We start from the raw sequence: 19,623 nt of genomic DNA, 5'->3' as shown, positions 1-19,623 counted from the left end.
AACATGCAGAAACGCGCCTATTACGGGCTTTACATCGTCATCGCGATACTTGCCGTGCTGCCGATGGTGCTGCCCAACAGCTTCTATCTCGACCTGGCGATCCGCATGGCCATCAATGCGGTGATCGTCCTCGGCCTCAACCTGCTGATCGGCTTCGCCGGCCAGATCAGCCTGGGCCATGCCGGCTTCCTCGGCATCGGTGCCTACGCCTCGGCGGTGTTGCCGACCCACTTCGGCTGGCATCCGCTGCTGGCCATGGTGGCCGGCGCCGTCGCCACCGGACTGCTGGCCGCGCTGGTGGCCCGGCCGATCTTCAAGCTCAAGGGCAATTACCTCGCCATGGCCACCCTGGGCCTCGGGATCATCCTCAACATCGCGCTGCGCAACGAGGCCACCTGGACCGGCGGCCCCGACGGCATGCCGGTACCGGCCTTCGGCCTGTTCGGTTTCGAGCTGTCGAACGACAAGCAGTGGTACTGGGTGGTCGCCATCCTGCTGACGGTCAGTGTGTGGGCCTCCCTCAACCTGATCGACTCGCCCTTCGGCCGCGCCCTGCGGGCCCTGCATGGCTCGGAGGTGGCGTCCCGGGTGGTGGGGGTGGACGTGGTCCGCTACAAGGTCGCCATCTTCGTACTGTCGGCCGTCTTCGCCAGCCTGATGGGCAGCGTCACCGCCCATTACGTGGGCTTCGTGACGCCCAACCTGGCCGACTTCTTCCACTCCATCGAGCTGGTCACCATGGTGGTGATCGGCGGCATGGCCTCGGTGTATGGCTCCCTGGTCGGCGCCGTGCTGCTCACCGCCCTGCCCCAGGCCCTGGCCACCTTTGAAGGCTGGGAGACCGTGGTCTTCGGCGCCATCCTGATGATCTGCATGATCTTCCTGCCCAAGGGCCTCGTCCCGACGCTGGCGGCGAAGTTCGACAAAGGGGATCAAGCATGAGCCTCCTCGAAGTCAAGGACCTGTCCATCCACTTCGGTGGCGTGAAAGCCGTCCAGAACGTCAGCTTCACCATCGACGCGGGCATCGTCTATTCGGTGATCGGCCCCAACGGCGCCGGCAAGACCACCCTGTTCAACCTGATCACCGGGGTGTACAAGCCCACCTCCGGCGAGATCCGCCTCGATGGCGAGTCCATCGGTGGCAAGTCGCCGGACGAGCTGGCCCGCCGCGGCGTGGCGCGCACCTTCCAGAACCTGCAGATCTGCATGAACATGAGCGCCATCGAGAACGTGATGGTGGGGGCCCACCTGCGTCTCGACCGCAATCTCATCAAGGCCGCCCTGCGCCTGCCCGGCCTGACCCGCCGTGACGCCGAGCTACGCGGCGAGGCCGCCGAGCTGATGCGCTTCGTCGGCCTCGACAAGTACATCAACGCCCGCGCCGACTCCATGCCCTACGGCGCCCTCAAGCGCCTGGAGATCGCCCGCGCGCTGGCCATGAAGCCGCGCCTGATCTTCCTCGACGAACCCGCCGCCGGTCTCAACCCCAAGGAGACCATCGAGGTGGACGAGCTGATCCGCAAGGTGGCCGACTCCGGCATCACCGTGGTCCTCGTCGAGCACGACATGAAGATGGTCATGAACCTGTCCGACCGCATCCTGGTGCTCGACTACGGCAAGAAGCTGGCCGAAGGCAGCGGCGAGGAAGTGCGCAAGAACCCGGACGTGATCGCCGCCTACCTGGGCGCCCACGCCTGAGAACGAGGAAGACCAAGATGGAAGCACTCCGCATCATCAAGGACGAGCACCGCAACCTGTGGCGCCTGGCCATCACCCTGGAACAGGTGGCTGCCGAAATGGAACGCGAACAGAAGGCCGACCCGGCCTTCCTCGGCTCGGTGTTCGACTATTTCGAGCATTTCATGGACGGCTGCCACCACCGCAAGGAGGACGAGCACCTGTTCCGCGTACTGCGCCTGCGCAGCGACGTCGCCGGCCCCCTGCTCGACCGGCTGCAGGCCGAGCATCGCAATGCCCCCAAGAACCTCGCCGCCCTGCGCCAGCAACTGGCCGACACGGTGGCCGGGCGGGGCAGCGTGAGCGGCCTGGTCGAAGCCCTCAGGCTGTATCTCGAAGACCAGAAGGCGCACATCCGCAGCGAGGAGAAGGACATCTACCCGCTGGCCTCCGAGGTGCTCACCGCCGAGGACTGGCAGGAGATCGACAAGGCCTTCCTGGACAACGACGACCCGGTGTTCGGCAGCACCGCGAGGGCGGAATTCCGCGAGCTGTTCCACAAGGTGGCCAGCCTGGCGCCCGTGTCGGTGGGCCTGGGCGGCAGCAGCGCCGGAGAACTGCAGTCCTCCACGGCCTCATCCGAAGTGCTGCTCAAGGTCGACGCCCTGGAAAGCTGCTACGGCCGCATCAAGGCCCTCAAGGGCATCTCCATGGAGGTGCGGCGCGGTGAGACAGTGGCCCTGGTGGGTGCCAACGGCGCCGGCAAGACCACCTTCCTGCGCAGCCTGTCCGGCGTGCAGCCGATGAGTGCCGGACACATCGTCTTCGATGGCGAGGACATCTCGAAGCTGCGCTCCGACATGCGCATGCGCCGGGGCATCTGCCAGTCGCCGGAAGGCCGCCAGGTGTTCGGCCCGCTGTCCATCGAGGACAACCTGCGGCTGGGCGCCTACACCCAGCCCAAGCAGCAGGTGGAGGGCGACCTGGAAAAGATCTACGCCATGTTCCCCATCCTCAAGGAGAAGCGGAAGCTGCCGGCCGGCACCCTGTCCGGCGGCCAGCAGCAGATGCTGGCCATCGGCCGGGCCCTGATGGGCCGGCCCAAGCTGCTGCTGCTGGACGAGCCCTCGATGGGCCTCGCCCCGCTGCTGGTGGAGGAAGTCTTCAACGTGGTGAAGACCCTCAAGGCCCAGGGCATGAGCATCGTGCTGGCCGAGCAGAACGCCTTCTCGGCACTGGCCATCGCCGATCGCGGCTATGTGCTGGAGACCGGCAACATCACCCTGACCGGCAGCGGCCGCGAGCTGATCGAGAACGAACAGGTGCGTGCCGCCTACCTGGGCATGTAAGACAGCCGCACCGGGCGGGACCAAGCCGGGACGAGGGGTTTCCCTCCGTCCCGGCTTTTTTACGGGTGTCTCACCTGCCTTTCCGTCGCCCCGTCCTTTCCGGTGTCCTCATCCGCGCCATGGGCCAGCCGGTAGAGCAGCGGCAGCACCAGCAGGGTGAGCAGGGTCGACGAGAGGATGCCGCCGATCACGACGGTGGCCAGGGGGCGCTGGACCTCGGCCCCCGTCCCCGTCGCGATCGCCATCGGGACGAAGCCCAGGGAGGCCACCAAGGCCGTCATGAGCACGGGGCGCAAGCGGGTCAGGGCTCCCTCTTGAATCGCCCGATCGAGCGCCTGGCCCTCCTCGCGCAGGCTACGGATACAGGCGATCATCACCAGGCCATTGAGCACCGCGACGCCGCACAGGGCGATGAAGCCCACCGCGGCCGAGATCGACAGCGGAATGTCACGCAGCCACAGGGCGATAATGCCCCCGGTCAGCGCGAACGGAATGCCCGAGAACACCAGCAGCCCATCCTTGATGTTGCCGAACATCGCAAACAGCAGCACGAAGACGAGGAGTAGCGCGACGGGCACCACGATCTGCAGGCGCTCAGCGGCCGACTGCAGGTTCTCGAAGGTCCCGCCCCAGCTCGTCCAGTAGCCCGCCGGCACCCTGATCCGCGCCAGACCCTGTTCCGCCTCTGCTACAAAGGAGCCGATGTCCCGCCCGCGCACATTCGCGCTCACCACGATCCGACGCTTGCCGTTCTCGCGGCTCACCTGGTTGGGGCCGGGGGCCAGGTCCAGGCTGGCGATCTCGGCCAGCGGGATGAAGTTCGCCCGGCCATCTCCCGCAGCAGCGCCGCGTGGCAGCGGGATCGGCAAGCGCTTGATCGCCTCCGGATCGCTTCTCAGGCTGTCGGGGAGCCGGACCTGGATGTCGAAACGGCGATCGCCCTCGAAGACGGTCCCGGCCCCGCGTCCGCCGATCGCGGTGGCGACGGCATCCTGCACATCGCCCACATTCAGCCCGTAGCGGGAACTCTTCTCCCGGTCGATCTGAACAGTCAGCACCGGCAGGCCGGTGGTCTGCTCGACCTTCACTTCCGAGGCCCCAGCGATCTTCTGCAGCATGGCGGCGATCTCCGCGGCGCTTCCGTTCAGCACCTCCATGTCGTCGCCAAAGATCTTGATCGCCACGTCGCTGCGGACACCGGAGATCAGCTCGTTGAAACGTAGCTGGATGGGCTGCGAGAACTCGTAGCTGTTGCCGGGCAGGCTGGCCACCTCGGCCTGGATCGCGGCAAGCAGGGCCTCGCGGCTGCGCCGGGGCGCGGGCCAGTCCTGCTCGGGCCTGAGCATGATGTAGCCATCCGAGATGTTGGGCGGCATCGGGTCCGAAGCGATCTCCGCCGTACCCGTCCGCGCAAAGACGCGCTCTATCTCCGGAAACTTCTCCTTCAGCCGGCTCTCCAGCTGCCGCTGCATGGCCACCGACTGGGTCAGGCTGGTGCCCGGGATGCGCAGGGCCTGGATGGCGAAATCCCCTTCATTGAGGTTCGGGATGAACTCGCTCCCCATCCGCGTGGTGATCAGGCCACTGAGGATCACCGTCACGAGGGCGAAAGTCAGCACCACGGGCCGCGCCCCCATGGCCCACTGGAGCGCAGGTGCGTAGGCCTCCCTGGCCAGCTGCATCAGGCGGTTCTCCTTCTCGGAGACCTTGTCGCCGATGAAGAGGGCCACCGCGGCCGGGATGAAGGTCACCGACAGGATCATCGCCCCTAGCAGGGCGATGACGACGGTGAAGGCCATCGGGTGGAACATCTTGCCCTCGACGCCGGTCAGGGCAAAGATCGGCAGATACACCACCATGATGATCAGCTGCCCGAACAGCAGCGCCCGCCGCGACTCGCGCGAGGCCTTGAAGACCTCGTGAAAGCGCTCCTTGCGGTCGAGGGGGCGGCCGAGGGCTGCGCGGGCGTGGGCGAGCCGGCGGACGCAGTTCTCGACGATCACCACCGCGCCGTCAATGATGATGCCGAAATCGAGCGCGCCCAGGCTCATCAGGTTGGCGCTCACCTTATTGGCGACCATGCCCGAGAAGGTGAACAGCATCGCCAGCGGGATGATGCAGGCGGTGATCAGCGCCGCCCGGATGTTGCCAAGGAACAGGAACAGGATGGCGACGACCAGGATGGCGCCTTCCAGGAGGTTCTTCTTGACCGTGGCAACGGCCTTGTCCACCAGGGCGCTGCGGTCATAGACGGTGACCGCCTCCACCCCGGCCGGCAGGTTGCGGTTGATTTCCTCGATTTTCCTGTCCACCGCCTGGGAGACTGTCCGGCTGTTCTGGCCGATCAACATGAAGACCGTGCCGAGCACCACCTCCCGGCCGTTGTCGGTGGCGGCCCCGGTGCGCAGCTCGCGGCCTATCCCCACCTCAGCCACGTCGCGGATGCGGATCGGCAGGCCCTGGGCGGTACCGACGATGATATTGCGGATGTCCTCTTCGGTCTTCACCTGGCCGGGTGCGCGCACCAGGTATTGCTCCCCGCGCCTTTCGATGTAGCCGGCCCCGACGTTGCCGTTGTTGCGCTCCAGCGCCATGACGATCTCCTGCAGTGTCATGCCGTAGGCGGCCAGTCGCTCCGGTAGCGGCGCCACCTGGTACTCCTTGGCGAATCCGCCGATCGAGTTGATCTCCGTCACGCCCGGCACGTTGCGCAGCTGGGGCTTGATGATCCAGTCCTGGATCTCGCGCAGGTCGGTAGGGCTATAGGGGCTGCCGTCGGCCTTTCTGGCGCCCTCCCGGGCCTCCACCGTCCATAGGTAGATCTCGCCGAGCCCGGTCGAGATCGGCCCGAGAGCCGGCGAGATGCCGGCAGGCAGCTTGTCCCGCGCCCCCTGGATCCGCTCGTTGACCAGCTGGCGGGCGAAGTAGATGTCGGTCCCATCCTTGAAGATCACCGTCACCTGGGACAGGCCGTAGCGCGACAGGGAGCGCGTCTGGACCAGGTTGGGCAGGCCGGCCATCACCGTCTCGATGGGATAGGTCACGCGCTGCTCGGCTTCCAGCGGGGAGTAGCCAGGCGCCTCGGTGTTGATCTGGACCTGGACATTGGTGATGTCGGGCACGGCATCGATGGGCAGCTTCTGATAGCTGAAGGCGCCCAGCGCAGCCATTCCGAAAACGGCCAGCAGGACCAGCCAGCGCTGCTCGATGGAGAAGCGGATGATGCGTTCAAACATGATCGTTCCCCTTTCGTTCAGTGCGCATGCTCGGCGGAACCCTTGCCGATTTCCGCCTTCAGCACGAAGCTGCCGGCCGCGGCGTAGGGCGTGCCGGCCTTGAGGCCGGACAGGATCTCGGTGCGCGTCCCATCACTGCGCCCGGTCTGCACGGACTGGGCGGCAAAGCCGTCGCCGGTCCGGACGAACACCACCGTCCTGCCTTCGACGATCTGGATGGCGTCGGAGAGCACGGCAAGCGGCACTTCGGTTTCGTCCGAGACCACCTCCACATTCACGAAGAGGCCGGGACGCCAGCTTCCCTGGGGATTCGACAGGAGCACCCGGGCGCGCGCCGTACGGGTCTGCTCGCCGATGAGCGCGCCCACGTAGGCCACCGTGCCGGTCGCCGTGGAGTCGAAGGACGAGGCCCGGATGGCAACCTTTCCGCCAACCCGGACCCGCGCCAGATCCGTGGCCGGCACACTGATCTCCGCCCACACGGTGCTCAGGTCGGAGAGGGTGAACACCTGGCTGTCTTCCTTGACCGCTTCACCCAGGGCGATGTGCTTCTCGACGACCATGCCGTCGAAGGGGGCGCGGAGTACGTAGCGGTTGAGGCCGCCCTCCGCCTCCGCACCGGCCCCGATGGCGCTCAGCTTCTGCTGGACGTTGGCAAGGGCGATCTCCGCCTCGCGCAGCACTTGCCGGGCCTGCAGGTAGTCCTGTTCGGCGGAGATCCGCTCCTCCCACAGCTTCTTCTCCCGCTCATAGGTCGTCGCGGCGAGGCTCAGGCGCTTGCGGGCCGCCAGCAGCTCGCTGCGCTGCTCGGACAGCGCCGGGCTGGCCAGCACGGCCAGCACCTGCCCCTTTCTGACGAGCTGCCCGAGATTGGCCGGGACGTTCTCGACCACCCCGGTAACCCGGGGAACGACGTGCGCGGTCCTGTCCTCGTTGAAGCGGATCTCCCCGGGCAATTGCAGCGACGATCGGATCCGCGCCACGCCGGCCTGGTGGACTTCGATGCCGGCGGCCCTGATCTGCTCGTCGCTGAGCGAGAGCTTGCCCTCCTCCCCTTCCGCCGGCGCCCCGGCCGGGGTTTTGGCATGGTGCTCGGCGTCGTCATGGGAATCAGAGTCCGCGTGTGCGCGGCCTGCACCGGCCTCATGCCCTCCGTGCAGGATGAAGCCACCGGCCACCCCGCCAAGGACGAGGATGAGGGCCACGGCAAGCAGGTGCTTCCGGCTGATCCGGGTCGTGATGTTGTTCAGATTCATCATGGAATCCTCTTTCATTCATTCAGAAGTGCGATCAGCCAGCAGGCGATCGATCTCGGCCGCGGCGCCATGGGTGTCGCTCAGGGCGCGGAGGTATTGCCTGCGTGCCTGGAACAGCGTCCGCTGGGCATCCAGGACATCGAGAAAGCCGAACTTGCCCAGCTCGAAGCCCTTACCGGCCTTGTCGTAGGCCAGCTCCGCCCCGGGCAGCACGTCCCGCTGCAGGGACTCAAGCTCGAGCCGGCTGTTGCTCAGGCGCTCGCGGGCCTGCAGGACATCGCCGGTGAGCCGGACCTTCAGCGCACCGAGCTCATCCCGGGCCTTGTCCTCTCGCTTGAGGGCTTCAAGCAGGTTGCCGCGATTGCTGTCGAGGACGGGTATCGGGATCGACACGCCCAGCAGCACCTGGTCGCGGCCAAGCTCCTCGGCGCGCTTCACCCCCAGCGTGATGCTGGGGTCGGGAATGCGCCGGGCACGCTCGAGCGCCGTGATGGAGGCACGCCGGGTGATCTCGAGCGAGGCCTTGTGCAGCACGGGAGAGGCCTCGATGCGCTGCCTGAGCAGATCGACGGACGGCACCGGCGGAAGCGCATCGACGTCGCCCTGGGCACGCTCGAAGCGTGGCAGGGGATTGCCCCAGAGCCCTGACAGGCGCTGGCGTGCGATCCGCAATTCACCCTGGGCCTGGGCCAGCTCGACCCGGACGCCGGCTTCGGCCACGCGCGCCCGGGTCTCCTCGACAGGCGAGACCTTGCCGGCGATGACCCGCCGCGAAACGGCCCCCGTGGCGCGCTCGGCGAGGTTCACCGTGTCGCGGGCGAGCCGGGTCCGCTCCTGGGCCGACAGCACCTCGAAGAAGGCGCTGACGACCAGGGCACGGACCTCGGCGCGCCGGCTGGCCAGCTCGATATCGGCAATGTCCCGGCCACGCTCGGCAATGGCGATCCGGGCGTCCCGTTTGCCGGGCATCTCGATGGGCTGGTTGAGCTGCACGGTCGTGGTACGCGTCGCGGCACGGCGGTCCTCCACGAGGTATTCGACGGACGGATTGGGGCGGGCATGCCCCTGGATCACGGCACCTTCGCTGGCTTCGCGCTCACGTAGCGCGACGCTGATGTCGGGGTTGGCCCGCAAGGCCAGCTCGAGCGCGGCAGCCAGGGTCAGCGTGCCGCCGGCTTCGGCGGGCAGGCGCTCAAGTACGCCTGCGGGTACGGAGAACGGTGCCTGGGCGTGGGCAGCGGATGCGGCCGCGGAAAGAATTGCGAGCAGCGCGAGCGGGGTTCGGAATGCGGTTCTGGATGGCACGGAAGTGCACATGGAAATCTCCTTGTTGTGCAGTCGCCGGCACGAGCCGACAGGACGACGAAACAAACGAGATCCGGCGCGGGCACCGCGTGAACGCGGGCTCCGGGGAGAACCTGGGTGGAAGCTGAGGGAAAACTACAGCAGGCCGCCGCGCCGGATCAGAGCGCGGCGAGCCAGTTGGGCCGCTCGGGGCCCGGGGGGATGTGGGTACGGAAGTGCGGCGACCGGGACTCCGGTGCCGGAGTCAACAGGGATTGAGGCAGGCCGAAGCTGTCCTGGGCAAGCAGTTTGAGGGTGTTGTAGTGGCACAACCCGCAATCTTCGTCGACGGACAGGCTGGCGCCGGGATCGGACTGCTTGGGTGTCTCCGCCTCCGAGGCCTTGTGCTCGTGGCTGTGATGCCCGAAATGGCCAGCCTTCTTGCCGGTTTCATGCTGGCAATAGACGCCCACCGCCGACCAGCTGAGCTGGAGCGGCATGAAAACGGCCAGGAGCAGGGCAAGCCAGAAACGCATGCGCGGCAGTATACCCAAAGATGTGTTCACTCAAGCTGCAAGGCGGCTGGCTTGAACCACGCACCTCCCGCTAGGTGTCGTACAGGTAGCAGCGCACCATGCGGCCGCCGGAGAGACGGGTCTCGGCCGGGTAAGTGCTGCGGCAGATGTCGCTGGCGTGCTCGCAGCGGGGGTGGAAGTGGCAGCCGGAGGGCGGGTTGAGGGCCGACGGCATGTCCCCGTGGGGAATGGCCGGGGCCGGCAAGGCGTCTCCGGCCACATCCACCCGCGGCACCGCCGCCAGCAGCATGCGGGTGTAGGGATGGCGCGGCTCGCGCAGCACCTCTTCGGTGCTTCCCTGCTCCACGATGCGGCCGAGGTACATCACCGCCACCTGGTGCGCCAGGTAATCCACCACCGCCAGGTTATGGGTGATGAAGAGGTAGGACAGGCCGTACTCGGCCTGCAACTCCCTCAGCAGGTTGAGGATCTGGGCCTGTACGGAAACGTCCAGGGCGCTGGTGGGCTCGTCGCAGACGATCAGGCTGGGCGACACGGCCAGTGCCCGGGCAATGGCGATGCGCTGGCGCTGGCCCCCCGAGAACTCGTGGGGAAAGCGGTAGCGCATGGCCGGGTCCAGCCCCACCCGGTTCAGCAGGGCCTCGATGCGCTCGGCACGGGCAGCGGCGTCGGACTCCACGCCCAGCGCCTGCATGCCCTCCTCCAGGATCTCGCCGACCCGCATACGCGGGTCCAGGGAGCTGAAGGGGTCCTGGAAGATCATCTGCAGGTCGCGGCGCAGGGGGCGCCAACGGCTGGCCGGCAGGGACAGGACTTCCTGGCCGCCATAGCGGACCTCGCCACCGGTGGCCTGCACCAGCTTCAGCAAGGCCTTGCCGGCGGTGGTCTTGCCACAGCCAGACTCGCCCACCAGGGCCAGGGTCTGGCCTGCAGGCACCTGCAGAGTCACGCCGTCCACGGCCTTCACATGCCCGGCAACCCGGCGGAAGATTCCCTTGCGCACCGGGAAATGGACCTTCAGGTCTGCCACATCGAGGACCTTGCCCCGGGATGCGGTCTGTTCGCCGGCCACGCTGGCCACGGGGGGCGGGGTGTCGATCCAGCTCAGCCCGAGGTCAGGGTCATAAAGGTGGCAGCGTACCGCCTGTTGCCCGACCTGGTGCAGGCCCGGCAGCGTGCTGCGGCACACCTCGCGCACCTGCGGGCAACGTTCGGCGAAGCGGCAGCCGGGCAGGCGCTCGCCCGGCCGCGGCACCTGGCCGACGATGGTTTCCAGCGGCCGGCCGCGCAGGTCGGGCGTCGGCAGGGCGGCAAAGAGCTTGCGGGAATAGGGATGCAGGGGCTTGCCGAAGAAATCCTCCCGGTCGCCGGTCTCCACCAGTTCCCCGGCATACATCACGCCGATCCGGTGGGCCATGCGGGCGACCACCCCCAGATCATGGGTGATCAGGAGCATGCCCATGCCGCGGCGGTTTTGCAGATCACGGAGCAGATCCAGCACCTGGGCCTGGATGGTCACGTCGAGGGCGGTGGTCGGCTCGTCGGCGATCAGGACGTCCGGATCACCGGCCAGGGCCATGGCGATCATGACCCGCTGCTTCATGCCGCCGGAGAGCTGGAAGGGGTATTCGGACAGGCGCCGGCGCGGGTCGGGAATGCCCACGGCCTCGAGCAGCTTTTCGGCCTCGGCCCAGGCCGGCTGGCCATGCAGGCCGCGATGGCGGACCAGCACCTCACCGATCTGGTCACCCACCGTCATCACCGGATTGAGGCTGGTGGCCGGCTCCTGGAAGATCATGGCCAGGTGCTTGCCCCGGACGTCGCGCATGCGGGTCTCGGGGAGGACCTCCAGGGCCTCGTCACCCAGGCGGATGCTGCCGCCGGCAATCCGGCCACCGGCCGGCAGGAGCCGCATGCAGGCCAGGGCGGTCATCGACTTGCCGCAGCCGGACTCGCCCACCAGGGCCAGGGTCTGGCCCGGCAGCACCTGGAAGCTCACGCCGTCCACCGGCCGTACGGGCTTGCCGCGCGGCCCCAGTTCGACCCTAAGCCCGTCCACTCGCAACAGGGCCTGTCCTTCCTTGTCCAGTGTGTTCATCGCAAAGAAAACGGACCGCAGGGGCCCGTTCAATCAGTTGGCCGCCGAGGCGGCCGACAGGCCGGTGCCACGCTCCATCGGGGGCGCGGCACCGGTCATGGGGTATCAGTGGTGATGACCGCCTTCACCATGGACGTGGCCATGGCCGATTTCCTCGGCGCTGGCGGTACGCACTTCCTTCACGGTGATGTCGAAGATCAGGGCGGTACCGGCGAGGGGATGGTTGCCATCCACCACGACCTTGCCGTCGGCAACGTCGGTGATGCGGTAGACCACGTCCTCTTCACCGTCTTCACCGACACGCTCGAAAGACATGCCGACTTCGATGTTGTCCGGGAACAGGGAGGCTTCCTCAACCAGGACCAGCTCTTCGTCGTATTCGCCGAAGGCATCTTCCGGGAGGAGCTTGACCTTCAGGTTTTCACCAACCGCCTTGCCATGGAGGGCTTCTTCGATCACGGCAAAGATGCCGTCATAACCGCCGTGCAGGTAAACCAGCGGGTGCTGGCCGTCGTCGATCATGTTGCCATCCGGGTCGGTGACCTTGTAGTCAAGCGTGACGACCGTGTTCTTGGCGATTTGCATTTGGATTCCTTGAGTTGAGTTGCTTTATCAGCTGAAAGACTTCGGCGGCATGGCCGCGCGGATTGATATCGTGCATGACGTGCCGCAGGACCCCGTCACTCGAGATGATGAAGGTCGAACGGCGGACGCTGCGTTTCATGGCCCCATTCACCATCGCCGACTGCCACACCCCGTAAAGCCTGCAGGCCTCGCCCTCCTCATCGGACAGCAATTCCACGGACAGGCCGTGCTGATCGCGGAAATCGGCATGGGTCAGGCAGTCGTCGGGGCTCACACCCACCACGATGCACTTCTCCTGCTCGAAATCGGCATCGTGATCGCTGAAATCGATGGCCTGACGGATGCAGCCCGGGGTGTTGTCACGGGGATAAAAATACAGGACCACATGATGGGAACCCAGCACCGAAGCCAGATCGAACATTTCCATGTCGGCGTCGGGCAGGGCAAAGAGCGGCGCCAGCTCGCCCACCTGGGGCTCAACCGGCACGGCGGGGGATTCTAACCGAGCCGTCTTGATAACTCTACCCGAAGCGTGTTGGGGGGTGAAATGCATGAAGATCTCCTCGGGGGCTGCGGGTTCGGTCTGGGTTTGAACCCTGGCTGTATGGGCGATACGACTTGCGCTGTTCTCTGTTCTTTTTTCTGCGGCCTGCATCGGGCCGGCATGTCTGTTCTTGCGACGTACTTTTGAATGGATAGCCCATGACCCCGGCGGGCTCAAGGCCTTTGTCATCCAATTTTGAGGTTTGTCACGGAAATCCACGTTCCCCGGCAAGGATGCGACAACTTGCAGCCGGCGAAAACCTGTATAAAATTACACACAACATCAAGGAGCCCCCATGTCCGACAACCTCACCCCCCGCCAGCAGGAGATCCTCCAGCTCATCCGTGACACCGTGGAGCAGGAAGGCCGCCCGCCTACCCGTGCCGAGATCTGCACCGCCTTCGGCTTCCGCTCCCCCAACGCGGCGGAAACCCACCTGCGGGCGCTGGCGGCCAAGGGCGCCATCACCCTCGAGGAGGGCCGGGCGCGCGGCATCCGCCTGATGGAAGCCCTTGGCCTGCCACTGGTCGGGCGGGTTGCCGCCGGCAGCCCCATCCTGGCGGCCGAACACCTGCAGGGCCGCTACCAGGTCGATCCGGGTCTGTTCTCCCCGCGCGCCGACTACCTGCTCAAGGTGCGCGGCATGAGCATGCGCGACGCCGGCATCCTCGACGGCGACCTGCTGGCGGTGCACCGCACCAGCGAGGTCCGCAACGGCCAGATCGTGGTGGCCCGGGTCGACGATGAAGTCACTGTCAAGCGGCTGGCCCGCAAGGGGCCCATCATCGAGCTGCTGCCCGCCAACCCCGACTTCGAGCCCATCGTGGTGGACACCCGCAATGCCTCCCTCGAAATCGAGGGCCTCGCCGTCGGCCTGATCCGCTCCGACAGCCTCTGACCTCCTGGCCCCTCTGCAGAGTCCACTTTCCATGGCAGGCCAGGCTTCTTCCGCGCCCCTCCGCCTCGAGGAACTCGTCTGGCGGGGTGACAGGCTCGCCGCACCGGCCAGCCCGGGCCGGCCCACCGGCTTCGCCGCCCTCGACGCCGTCCTGCCCGGTGGCGGCTGGCCGGTGGGCGCGCTCACCGAGCTGCTGCTGCCCCACGCAGGCGTCGGCGAGCTCAGCCTGCTGCTGCCCCTCCTCACACGGATCCCGGCAGGGCGCTGGGGAGTCTGCATCGCCCCGCCGGCCCTGCCCTACGCCCCCGCCCTGGCCGGGGCCGGCGTGCCCCTCGGACGCCTCCTGGTGGTCCGCGCCGAAAGTGCCGCCCATGCCCGCTGGGCCTGCCGCCAGGCCCTCGACTCGCGCAGCTGCGAGGCGATCATCCTGTGGCTGGCCGACGCCGACATGGCCGCCCTGCGGCGCCTGCAGCTGGCCGCCGAGGAAAGCGCCACCCCCGTCATCCTGATCCGCCCCGAAACCTGCGCCGGCCAGCCCTCTCCTGCCGTCCTGCGGCTGGCCCTGGCCGCCCGTCCCGGCGGGCTGCAGATACGCCTGCTGAAACGCCGGGGCCCCCTGCTGGCTGCACCCGTGGACCTCGACCTCCCGTGGGGCGCCCCCGGGGCGCGTCCCGATCAGCCCCGGGCCAGCCAGGACGCAAGCACGCCCTCCCCTTCATCCGTGACCGCCCTCCATGCTCTGGTGCGCCCTCGTCCTGCCCGATCTGGCCCTGCAGGTCTTCACGCGGGGACGCGATGAAGGCCCGCCGCTGGCCATCCTCGGCCCCCTCCCCCAGCGCCGGGTGGTGGCGGCGGATCCGGCAGCAATGGCACGCGGCGTGGCACCAGGGATCCGCCGGGCCAGCGCACTGGCCCTAGCCCCCGACCTGTGCCTGCGCGAACGGGAACCGGCTCTCGAAGGCACGGCCCTGGCCGAAATCGCAGACTGGGCCGGCGCCTTCACCTCCACCCTGAGCATTGATCCGCCGGACACCCTGCTGCTCGAGCTCAGGGCCAGCCTGCGCCTGTTTGGCGGCATGGAGAACCTGTGCGAACGCCTGCAGCAAGGGCTCGATGCACTCGGTTTCAACGCCCGGCTGGCTGTCGCCCCCACGCCGCTGGCAGCCCGCTGGCTGGCCCGGCTGGCGCCCGGCAGCCGGATCGACACACCATGCCAGCTCGCCGCGGCGCTCGACCCCCTGCCCTTCAGCGTCCTCGCCGACAGCCCCGCCGACATCCACGACAGCCTCGACCTGCTGGCCGGCATCGGCCTCCGGCAGCTGGCGGAAGTCCGCCGCCTGCCCCGCAGCGGCCTGGCCCGCCGCAAGGGCGGAGCCGTGCTCGACCTGCTCGACCGGGCCTACGGGGTCCGTGCCGACCCACGCCCCTGGCACATCCCGCCCGAACGTTACCAGGCCCGCCTCCCCCTGCCGGTCCCCAGCACCCAGATCGACACCCTGCTGTTCGGGCTGCGCCGCCTGCTGGCTGGCCTGTCCGGCTGGCTGGATGCCCGCCAGGCCGGGCTCGAGGCGCTCAGCCTGGTCCTGGAATACGAGCGCAACCAGCATCACGGCGAGGCACGCATCGAGATCATTCCCGGCAGCCTGTCGCGGGACATGGCGCGCTTCCAGATGCTGGCCCGGGAACACTTGTCCCGCCATGTCCTGCCCGCGGCGGTGGACGCCCTGCGCCTGGAGGCCGATGCGCCACGCGCCATCGCCCCGCCCCGCCACGATCTGTTCGAGGGAGACGATGGCCGGCAAGGCGACCCGGACCTGCTGCTGGCCACCCTGCGCGCCCGGCTCGGCCCGCGCGCGGTGGCCTGCCTCGCCCCTTGCCCGGATCATCGCCCGGAGCGGGCCTGGCGCTGGCACGATCCACAGGTCCCGGAGCCGTCCGGAACTCACGCCGGCGAGCCGCAGTCACAGCCCCGCCCCTTGTGGTTGCTGCCTGTCCCCCGCCCCATCGCAGCCCCCCATCCCGACAGGCTGCTGGCCGGCCCGGAACGCATCGAATCGGGCTGGTGGGACGGCGAGGAAGTGCGCCGCGACTATTTTGTCGCCCGCCGCCACGACCACAGCCTGGTCTGGATCTTCCAGGAGCGTCAGCCCCCCCATGGCTGGTTCCTGCACGGGCATTTCGGGTAGGCGCCGCGCCCCTGTCCACGAACAGGCCTCATCGATCCGGCATACACTACGCCTCCCATGTCCCCACACGCCTCCCGCCTTCCTGTCGCCCGCCGCATCATCGATCTGGCCTGGCCGGTACTGATCGCCCAGCTCTCCTCCATGACCCAGATGGTGAGCGACACCGTACTCACCGGGCGCTACAGCACCACCGACCTGGCCGCCGTGGCCATCGGCAGCGGCATCTACATCTCCATCGTGATGCTGATGGTCGGCATCCTGCAGGCCGTCGCACCCACCGTCGCCCACCATGTCGGCGCCGGCCGCAAGGCCGAGATCGGGCCGGCCGTGCAGCAGGGTTTCTGGCTCGCCCTGGGCCTGGCCATCCCGGCGGTCCTGTTCCTGCGCCACCCGGACTGGCTGCTGCGCGTCTCGGAGATCAGCCCCGCCGTCGAGGAAGGGGCCCGCCACTACCTGGCGACGATCGCCTGGGGCCTGCCCGCGGTGCTGCTATACCGGACCTTCTACGCCTTCACCAATGCCCTCGGGCGGACCCGCGTGCTGATGGTGATCAGCCTGGTCACCACCGCCGTGCATATCCCGCTTTCCTGGGCCCTGATCAACGGCAAGCTGCCGGGGCTGCCGCCCCTGGGGGGCCAGGGCTGTGCCGTCTCCACGGTGGTGATCTGCTGGCTGGCCCTGCTGGCCGCGTCCCTTCACGTGGCGGGCAATAGCACCTACGCGCCCTACCGGATCTTCTCCAGCTGGACCCGCCCGCGGGCCCGCCCCATCGGCGAACTCCTGCGCCTGGGCCTGCCCATGGGCTTCTCCAGCTTCGTGGAGATCACCGCCTTCACTCTGATCGCCCTGCTGGTCGCCCGCCTGGGGGCCACCGTGGTGGCCAGCCACCGCATCGTCGGCAACCTGGCGGCCCTGATCTACATGCTGCCCCTGGCGGTGGCCATCGCCACCCTGGTCCTGGTCGGGCAGGCCCTAGGCGGCGGCAACCGGCCGGGTGCCCGCCATGCCGCGCTGACCGGCATTGCCCTGGCCACCGGGCTGTCCACCCTGATCAGCGTGATCGCCTGGCTGGCCCGCGACCCCATCATGGCGGCCTACACCGCAGACCCGGCGGTGAGCGGCCTGGCCGCCTCCCTGGCCATCTACATCTGCCTGTACCAGTTCTTCGACGCGATCCAGACCGTCGCCGCCCATGCCCTGCGCGGCTACAAGATCACCTTCGGCCCGATGCTGGTCCATACCCTGTGTTTCTGGGGCATCGGACTGGCCGGTGGTTACGGGCTCGCCTACCACGGCCTCGGCAGCTGGCTGCCGCCGCAGGGGGTGGCCGGCTTCTGGCAGTCATCGGTGCTCAGCAACATTGCCGCAGCGCTGGCATTCGGCACCTACCTGCATCTCGTCTCGCGCGACGACAGAGGCCTTGTCACGTCCGGATAACGCATTCTTGGTAGGCTGGAGCGCATGCCCAGAATCGCACTCTTCTGCCTGCTCCAGGCCCTCACACTCCCGGCCCTGGCAGCCCGCCCCTTCGTCACTGACGATGCCCGCCTGACCACGGCGGGCAGCTGCCAGCTCGAAAGCTGGGTGCGCATCTATCCGGAAAGCCGCGAGATCTGGGCCCTGCCCGCCTGCAACCCCTTCGGCAACCTGGAGGTCACGGCCGGCGGCGGCAAGGCCAGAAACGATGGCCAGCACGGGACCGGCGATTTCATCCTTCAGCTCAAGACCCTGCTGCGCCCCCTCGAGACCAACGGCTGGGGCCTCGGACTGGCCGGCGGAATGGTGCATCACCCCCAGGTCAATCCCGGCCCCAACCTGCTGGGCAACACCTTCGTGTACGTACCAATGTCGGTTTCTTTTGCCGATGACCGGATCGTCATGCATGCCAACCTCGGCTGGCTGAAGGACAAGGCCAGCGGCGAGCAGCGCGCCACCTGGGGCCTGGGCGGGGAGTTCCGCCTTCACGACCGCCTCACCGGCATTGCCGAGACCTTCGGGGACAGCAGCTCCGGCGCTTTCTGGCAGGCCGGCGCCCGCTTCGCCATCATCCCCGAACGGGTTCAGCTGGACGCCACACTGGGCCGCGAGCTCAGCGGCCCGGCCAGCAGCCGCTGGATTTCCTTCGGCTTGCGCCTGACCCCGGACCGGCTATTCTGAGCGCCGGACAGCGCCCGGTTCAGCCTTCCAGCCAGGCCTTGCGCAGTGCCTGGCGGGAGGACTCAGCGTCTTCCAGCAGGGTCAGCCTGGCCGTATCCGGGAGCGCTCCGGCCAGCTCGACCTCGAAGCACATCAACTCGTCGCGCCGGAAGGCATGCAGCGTCACCCGCTCGCCGGGTCGTCGCCGGGCCAGCAGCTTGTCGAGGCCGGATGCCGTCAGTTTGAGACCGTCCAGGGCGACCAGCACGTCGCCCGCCGACAGCCCCGCGAGCTGGGCTGCCCCCCCCTCGTAGACGTTGGCCAGGCGCGGGAAGTCCCCCTCGGCGGCAGTCCGTGCCCCCAGGGCCGGCGTGGCAGACCCCGCCTCCCAGGCCAGCCCGACCCCGACCTGGGCGAGATGATCGGCCAGCGGCAGCTCGGCAGTGCCCTCGACAAGTTCACGCAGCCAGTCGCCCACCTCTGGGCCGCCCAATTCCGCGGCCAGGGCATACAGCCCGTCCTCAGCCACACCACGCCCGGTGAGCCCGTGACGCTGCCACAGGGCCCGCATCAGGTCATCCAGGCTCACCGCTCCGCCACTGCCGCTGCGCAGGCGCAGATCCAGCAGTAGCCCCACCAGGGCGCCCTTGGTGTAGTAGCTGACAATGGCGTTGGGGCTGTTCTCGTCCTGGCGGTAATACTTGGTCCACGCCTCGAAGGACGACTCGGCCACGCTCTGCTTGCGACGCCCACTGCCCTTGTGCACCTGGCTGACGGTCTTGCCCAGCAGGCTCAGGTAGTCCGCCACAGTGATGCGCCCGCTGCGCACCAGCATCAGATCGTCGTAGTACGAGGTGAAACCTTCGAAGGCCCACAGCAGGCGGGTGTAGTTCTCCACCGCGAGCCTGTAGGGCACGAAGGCGGCCGGCTTGATCCGCTTGACGTTCCAGGTGTGGAAATACTCGTGGCTGCACAGGCCGAGGAACTGGCGATACCCCTCGGACACCGTCTCCATGCCCGGGTAAGGCAGGTCGGCCCGGCTGCACAGCAGGGCCGTGGAGGCCCGGTGCTCCAGCCCGCCGTAGCCATCACCCACGGCCATCACCAGGAAGACATAGCGGTCCATCGGCGCCGGCTCGCCGAAAAGGCGGATCTGGGCTTCGCACACCGGCTTGAGATCGGCCGCCAGGCGCGCCAGGTCGCAATCGTGACGCCCGGTGATGGCCACCGCATGGGGCACGCCGCAGGCCTCGAACTCCACCAGGGAGAAAGTCCCCATCTCCACCGGATGATCGATCAGCGCATCGTAGTCGTCCGCGCGGTAGAGGCCGAAACCATAGGGCTCCGCCCCACCCGGCTCACCCACCGCCACCGGCAGGCTGGTGGCCACCCGCCAGCCTGCCCCCTCGAGGCCCCGCGGCGGCAGGATGTCTACAAGGTGCGGCAGGGCTTCGTGGCCATGCGCGCACAGGAAGACACTGGTTCCGTTGAAGAAGCCATGGGTCTGGTCCAGATGCGCCGTGCGCACCGACAGGTCCCAGGCGTACACGCTGTAGCGCAGGGTCACCGGCCCGCTCAGCCCCCCCGGCAGATGCCAGGTGTGCTTGTCGCTGCGGGTGACCGGCAGTACCTCGCCATTGGACTCGGCTGACAGCGTGACGATATTCCGGGCAAACTCCCGGATCATGTAGCTACCGGGAATCCAGGCCGGCAAACTGAAGACCTGACCGGCCGGTTCGGGCTGGTTGATGTGCAGCGTAACTTCAAAAAGGTGGGCACCCGGCTGGGCAGCCTGGATGGTGTAGCGGACAGGAGTGGTCATCGGGAACAAGGCGG

Annotated in this window: 16 protein-coding genes; 8 read left to right on the top strand and 8 right to left on the bottom strand. The window is 67.9% G+C overall.

Annotation, left to right across the window (positions count from 1 at the left end; genetic code table 11):
- The first annotated feature begins 3 nt into the window (after window positions 1-3).
- Genes HHL15_RS00735 through HHL15_RS26840 form a run of 3 tightly spaced genes read left to right on the top strand, consistent with a single transcriptional unit; the run spans window position 4 to window position 3,028 of the window.
- Window positions 4-942, top strand: coding sequence for a branched-chain amino acid ABC transporter permease (locus HHL15_RS00735; RefSeq protein WP_169143903.1), 939 nt, complete (start codon window positions 4-6; stop codon window positions 940-942).
- Window positions 939-1,700 (top strand): ABC transporter ATP-binding protein, encoded by a 762-nt coding sequence (locus tag HHL15_RS00730; RefSeq protein ID WP_169143902.1) that lies wholly within the window; start codon window positions 939-941, stop codon window positions 1,698-1,700. Before HHL15_RS00735 ends, HHL15_RS00730 begins: the two co-directional genes overlap by 4 nt.
- Window positions 1,701-1,717: 17 nt before the next feature.
- Complete coding sequence (locus HHL15_RS26840) at window positions 1,718-3,028, top strand: ATP-binding cassette domain-containing protein (protein ID WP_169143901.1); 1,311 nt, start codon at window positions 1,718-1,720, stop codon at window positions 3,026-3,028.
- A 59-nt stretch (window positions 3,029-3,087) separates the two neighbouring features.
- Here HHL15_RS26840 and HHL15_RS00720 read toward each other — a convergent pair whose 3' ends face one another.
- From HHL15_RS00720 to HHL15_RS00690, 7 genes are all read right to left on the bottom strand, one after another.
- A complete protein-coding gene (locus HHL15_RS00720) occupies window positions 3,088-6,264 on the bottom strand; it encodes a CusA/CzcA family heavy metal efflux RND transporter (RefSeq protein ID WP_169143900.1) in 3,177 nt (1,058 codons plus the stop codon).
- A 17-nt stretch (window positions 6,265-6,281) separates the two neighbouring features.
- The gene (locus HHL15_RS00715) at window positions 6,282-7,523 is read right to left on the bottom strand and encodes an efflux RND transporter periplasmic adaptor subunit (protein WP_328824969.1); all 1,242 of its coding nucleotides are present in this window, start codon (window positions 7,521-7,523) and stop codon (window positions 6,282-6,284) included.
- Window positions 7,524-7,538: 15 nt separating this feature from the next.
- Complete coding sequence (locus HHL15_RS00710) at window positions 7,539-8,837, bottom strand: TolC family protein (RefSeq protein WP_169143899.1); 1,299 nt, start codon at window positions 8,835-8,837, stop codon at window positions 7,539-7,541.
- A gap of 146 nt (window positions 8,838-8,983) precedes the next feature.
- Window positions 8,984-9,340, bottom strand: a complete 357-nt coding sequence (locus tag HHL15_RS00705; protein WP_169143898.1) for a DUF2946 family protein — start codon at window positions 9,338-9,340, stop codon at window positions 8,984-8,986.
- 70 nt (window positions 9,341-9,410) lie between these two features.
- Window positions 9,411-11,438 (bottom strand): ABC transporter ATP-binding protein, encoded by a 2,028-nt coding sequence (locus HHL15_RS00700; RefSeq protein ID WP_169143897.1) that lies wholly within the window; start codon window positions 11,436-11,438, stop codon window positions 9,411-9,413.
- 105 nt (window positions 11,439-11,543) lie between these two features.
- Entirely contained in the window at window positions 11,544-12,023 is a 480-nt protein-coding gene (locus tag HHL15_RS00695; RefSeq protein ID WP_169143896.1) for an FKBP-type peptidyl-prolyl cis-trans isomerase, read from the bottom strand.
- The gene (locus tag HHL15_RS00690) at window positions 11,989-12,576 is read right to left on the bottom strand and encodes a peroxiredoxin (protein ID WP_169143895.1); all 588 of its coding nucleotides are present in this window, start codon (window positions 12,574-12,576) and stop codon (window positions 11,989-11,991) included. Before HHL15_RS00690 ends, HHL15_RS00695 begins: the two co-directional genes overlap by 35 nt.
- A 286-nt stretch (window positions 12,577-12,862) precedes the next feature.
- On the opposite strand from HHL15_RS00690, the gene lexA reads away from it, so the two are divergent.
- Genes lexA through HHL15_RS00665 form a run of 5 tightly spaced genes read left to right on the top strand, consistent with a single transcriptional unit; the run spans window position 12,863 to window position 17,808 of the window.
- Window positions 12,863-13,465, top strand: coding sequence for a transcriptional repressor LexA (lexA, locus tag HHL15_RS00685; protein WP_169143894.1), 603 nt, complete (start codon window positions 12,863-12,865; stop codon window positions 13,463-13,465).
- Between the two features lie 31 nt (window positions 13,466-13,496).
- Window positions 13,497-14,264, top strand: coding sequence for a translesion DNA synthesis-associated protein ImuA (imuA, locus tag HHL15_RS00680; protein ID WP_169143893.1), 768 nt, complete (start codon window positions 13,497-13,499; stop codon window positions 14,262-14,264).
- Window positions 14,200-15,651 (top strand): Y-family DNA polymerase, encoded by a 1,452-nt coding sequence (locus HHL15_RS00675; RefSeq protein ID WP_169143892.1) that lies wholly within the window; start codon window positions 14,200-14,202, stop codon window positions 15,649-15,651. The genes imuA and HHL15_RS00675 overlap by 65 nt, the downstream gene beginning before the upstream one ends.
- 57 nt (window positions 15,652-15,708) lie before the next feature.
- The gene (locus tag HHL15_RS00670; RefSeq protein ID WP_169143891.1) at window positions 15,709-17,088 is read left to right on the top strand and encodes an MATE family efflux transporter; all 1,380 of its coding nucleotides are present in this window, start codon (window positions 15,709-15,711) and stop codon (window positions 17,086-17,088) included.
- A gap of 24 nt (window positions 17,089-17,112) precedes the next feature.
- Window positions 17,113-17,808, top strand: coding sequence for a hypothetical protein (locus HHL15_RS00665; RefSeq protein ID WP_169143890.1), 696 nt, complete (start codon window positions 17,113-17,115; stop codon window positions 17,806-17,808).
- Between the two features lie 19 nt (window positions 17,809-17,827).
- Here HHL15_RS00665 and HHL15_RS00660 read toward each other — a convergent pair whose 3' ends face one another.
- A complete protein-coding gene (locus tag HHL15_RS00660; protein WP_169143889.1) occupies window positions 17,828-19,609 on the bottom strand; it encodes a M61 family metallopeptidase in 1,782 nt (593 codons plus the stop codon).
- Between the last annotated feature and the right edge of the window lie 14 nt (window positions 19,610-19,623).

It is taken from the genome of Zoogloea dura (assembly GCF_012927165.1).
GTDB classification, from domain to species: Bacteria; Pseudomonadota; Gammaproteobacteria; order Burkholderiales; family Rhodocyclaceae; genus Zoogloea; species Zoogloea dura.
Note: the sequence above shows the minus strand (reverse complement) of the source record. Positions and strands in the feature narration are given on the sequence as shown.

Bases quoted from the DNA above. Each gene is read 5' to 3' on its own strand.
- HHL15_RS00735 (WP_169143903.1), top strand. From the start codon at position 4: ATGCAGAAACGCGCCTATTACGGGCTTTACATCGTCATCGCGATACTT.
- HHL15_RS00730 (WP_169143902.1), top strand. From the start codon at position 939: ATGAGCCTCCTCGAAGTCAAGGACCTGTCCATCCACTTCGGTGGCGTG.
- HHL15_RS00720 (WP_169143900.1), bottom strand. From the start codon at position 6,264: ATGTTTGAACGCATCATCCGCTTCTCCATCGAGCAGCGCTGGCTGGTC.
- imuA (WP_169143893.1), top strand. From the start codon at position 13,497: ATGGCAGGCCAGGCTTCTTCCGCGCCCCTCCGCCTCGAGGAACTCGTC.
- HHL15_RS00670 (WP_169143891.1), top strand. From the start codon at position 15,709: ATGTCCCCACACGCCTCCCGCCTTCCTGTCGCCCGCCGCATCATCGAT.
- HHL15_RS00660 (WP_169143889.1), bottom strand. From the start codon at position 19,609: ATGACCACTCCTGTCCGCTACACCATCCAGGCTGCCCAGCCGGGTGCC.
- HHL15_RS00695 (WP_169143896.1), bottom strand. From the start codon at position 12,023: ATGCAAATCGCCAAGAACACGGTCGTCACGCTTGACTACAAGGTCACC.
- HHL15_RS00700 (WP_169143897.1), bottom strand. From the start codon at position 11,438: ATGAACACACTGGACAAGGAAGGACAGGCCCTGTTGCGAGTGGACGGG.
- HHL15_RS00710 (WP_169143899.1), bottom strand. From the start codon at position 8,837: ATGTGCACTTCCGTGCCATCCAGAACCGCATTCCGAACCCCGCTCGCG.
- HHL15_RS00705 (WP_169143898.1), bottom strand. From the start codon at position 9,340: ATGCGTTTCTGGCTTGCCCTGCTCCTGGCCGTTTTCATGCCGCTCCAG.
- lexA (WP_169143894.1), top strand. From the start codon at position 12,863: ATGTCCGACAACCTCACCCCCCGCCAGCAGGAGATCCTCCAGCTCATC.
- HHL15_RS26840 (WP_169143901.1), top strand. From the start codon at position 1,718: ATGGAAGCACTCCGCATCATCAAGGACGAGCACCGCAACCTGTGGCGC.
- HHL15_RS00715 (WP_328824969.1), bottom strand. From the start codon at position 7,523: ATGATGAATCTGAACAACATCACGACCCGGATCAGCCGGAAGCACCTG.
- HHL15_RS00665 (WP_169143890.1), top strand. From the start codon at position 17,113: ATGCCCAGAATCGCACTCTTCTGCCTGCTCCAGGCCCTCACACTCCCG.
- HHL15_RS00690 (WP_169143895.1), bottom strand. From the start codon at position 12,576: ATGCATTTCACCCCCCAACACGCTTCGGGTAGAGTTATCAAGACGGCT.
- HHL15_RS00675 (WP_169143892.1), top strand. From the start codon at position 14,200: ATGCTCTGGTGCGCCCTCGTCCTGCCCGATCTGGCCCTGCAGGTCTTC.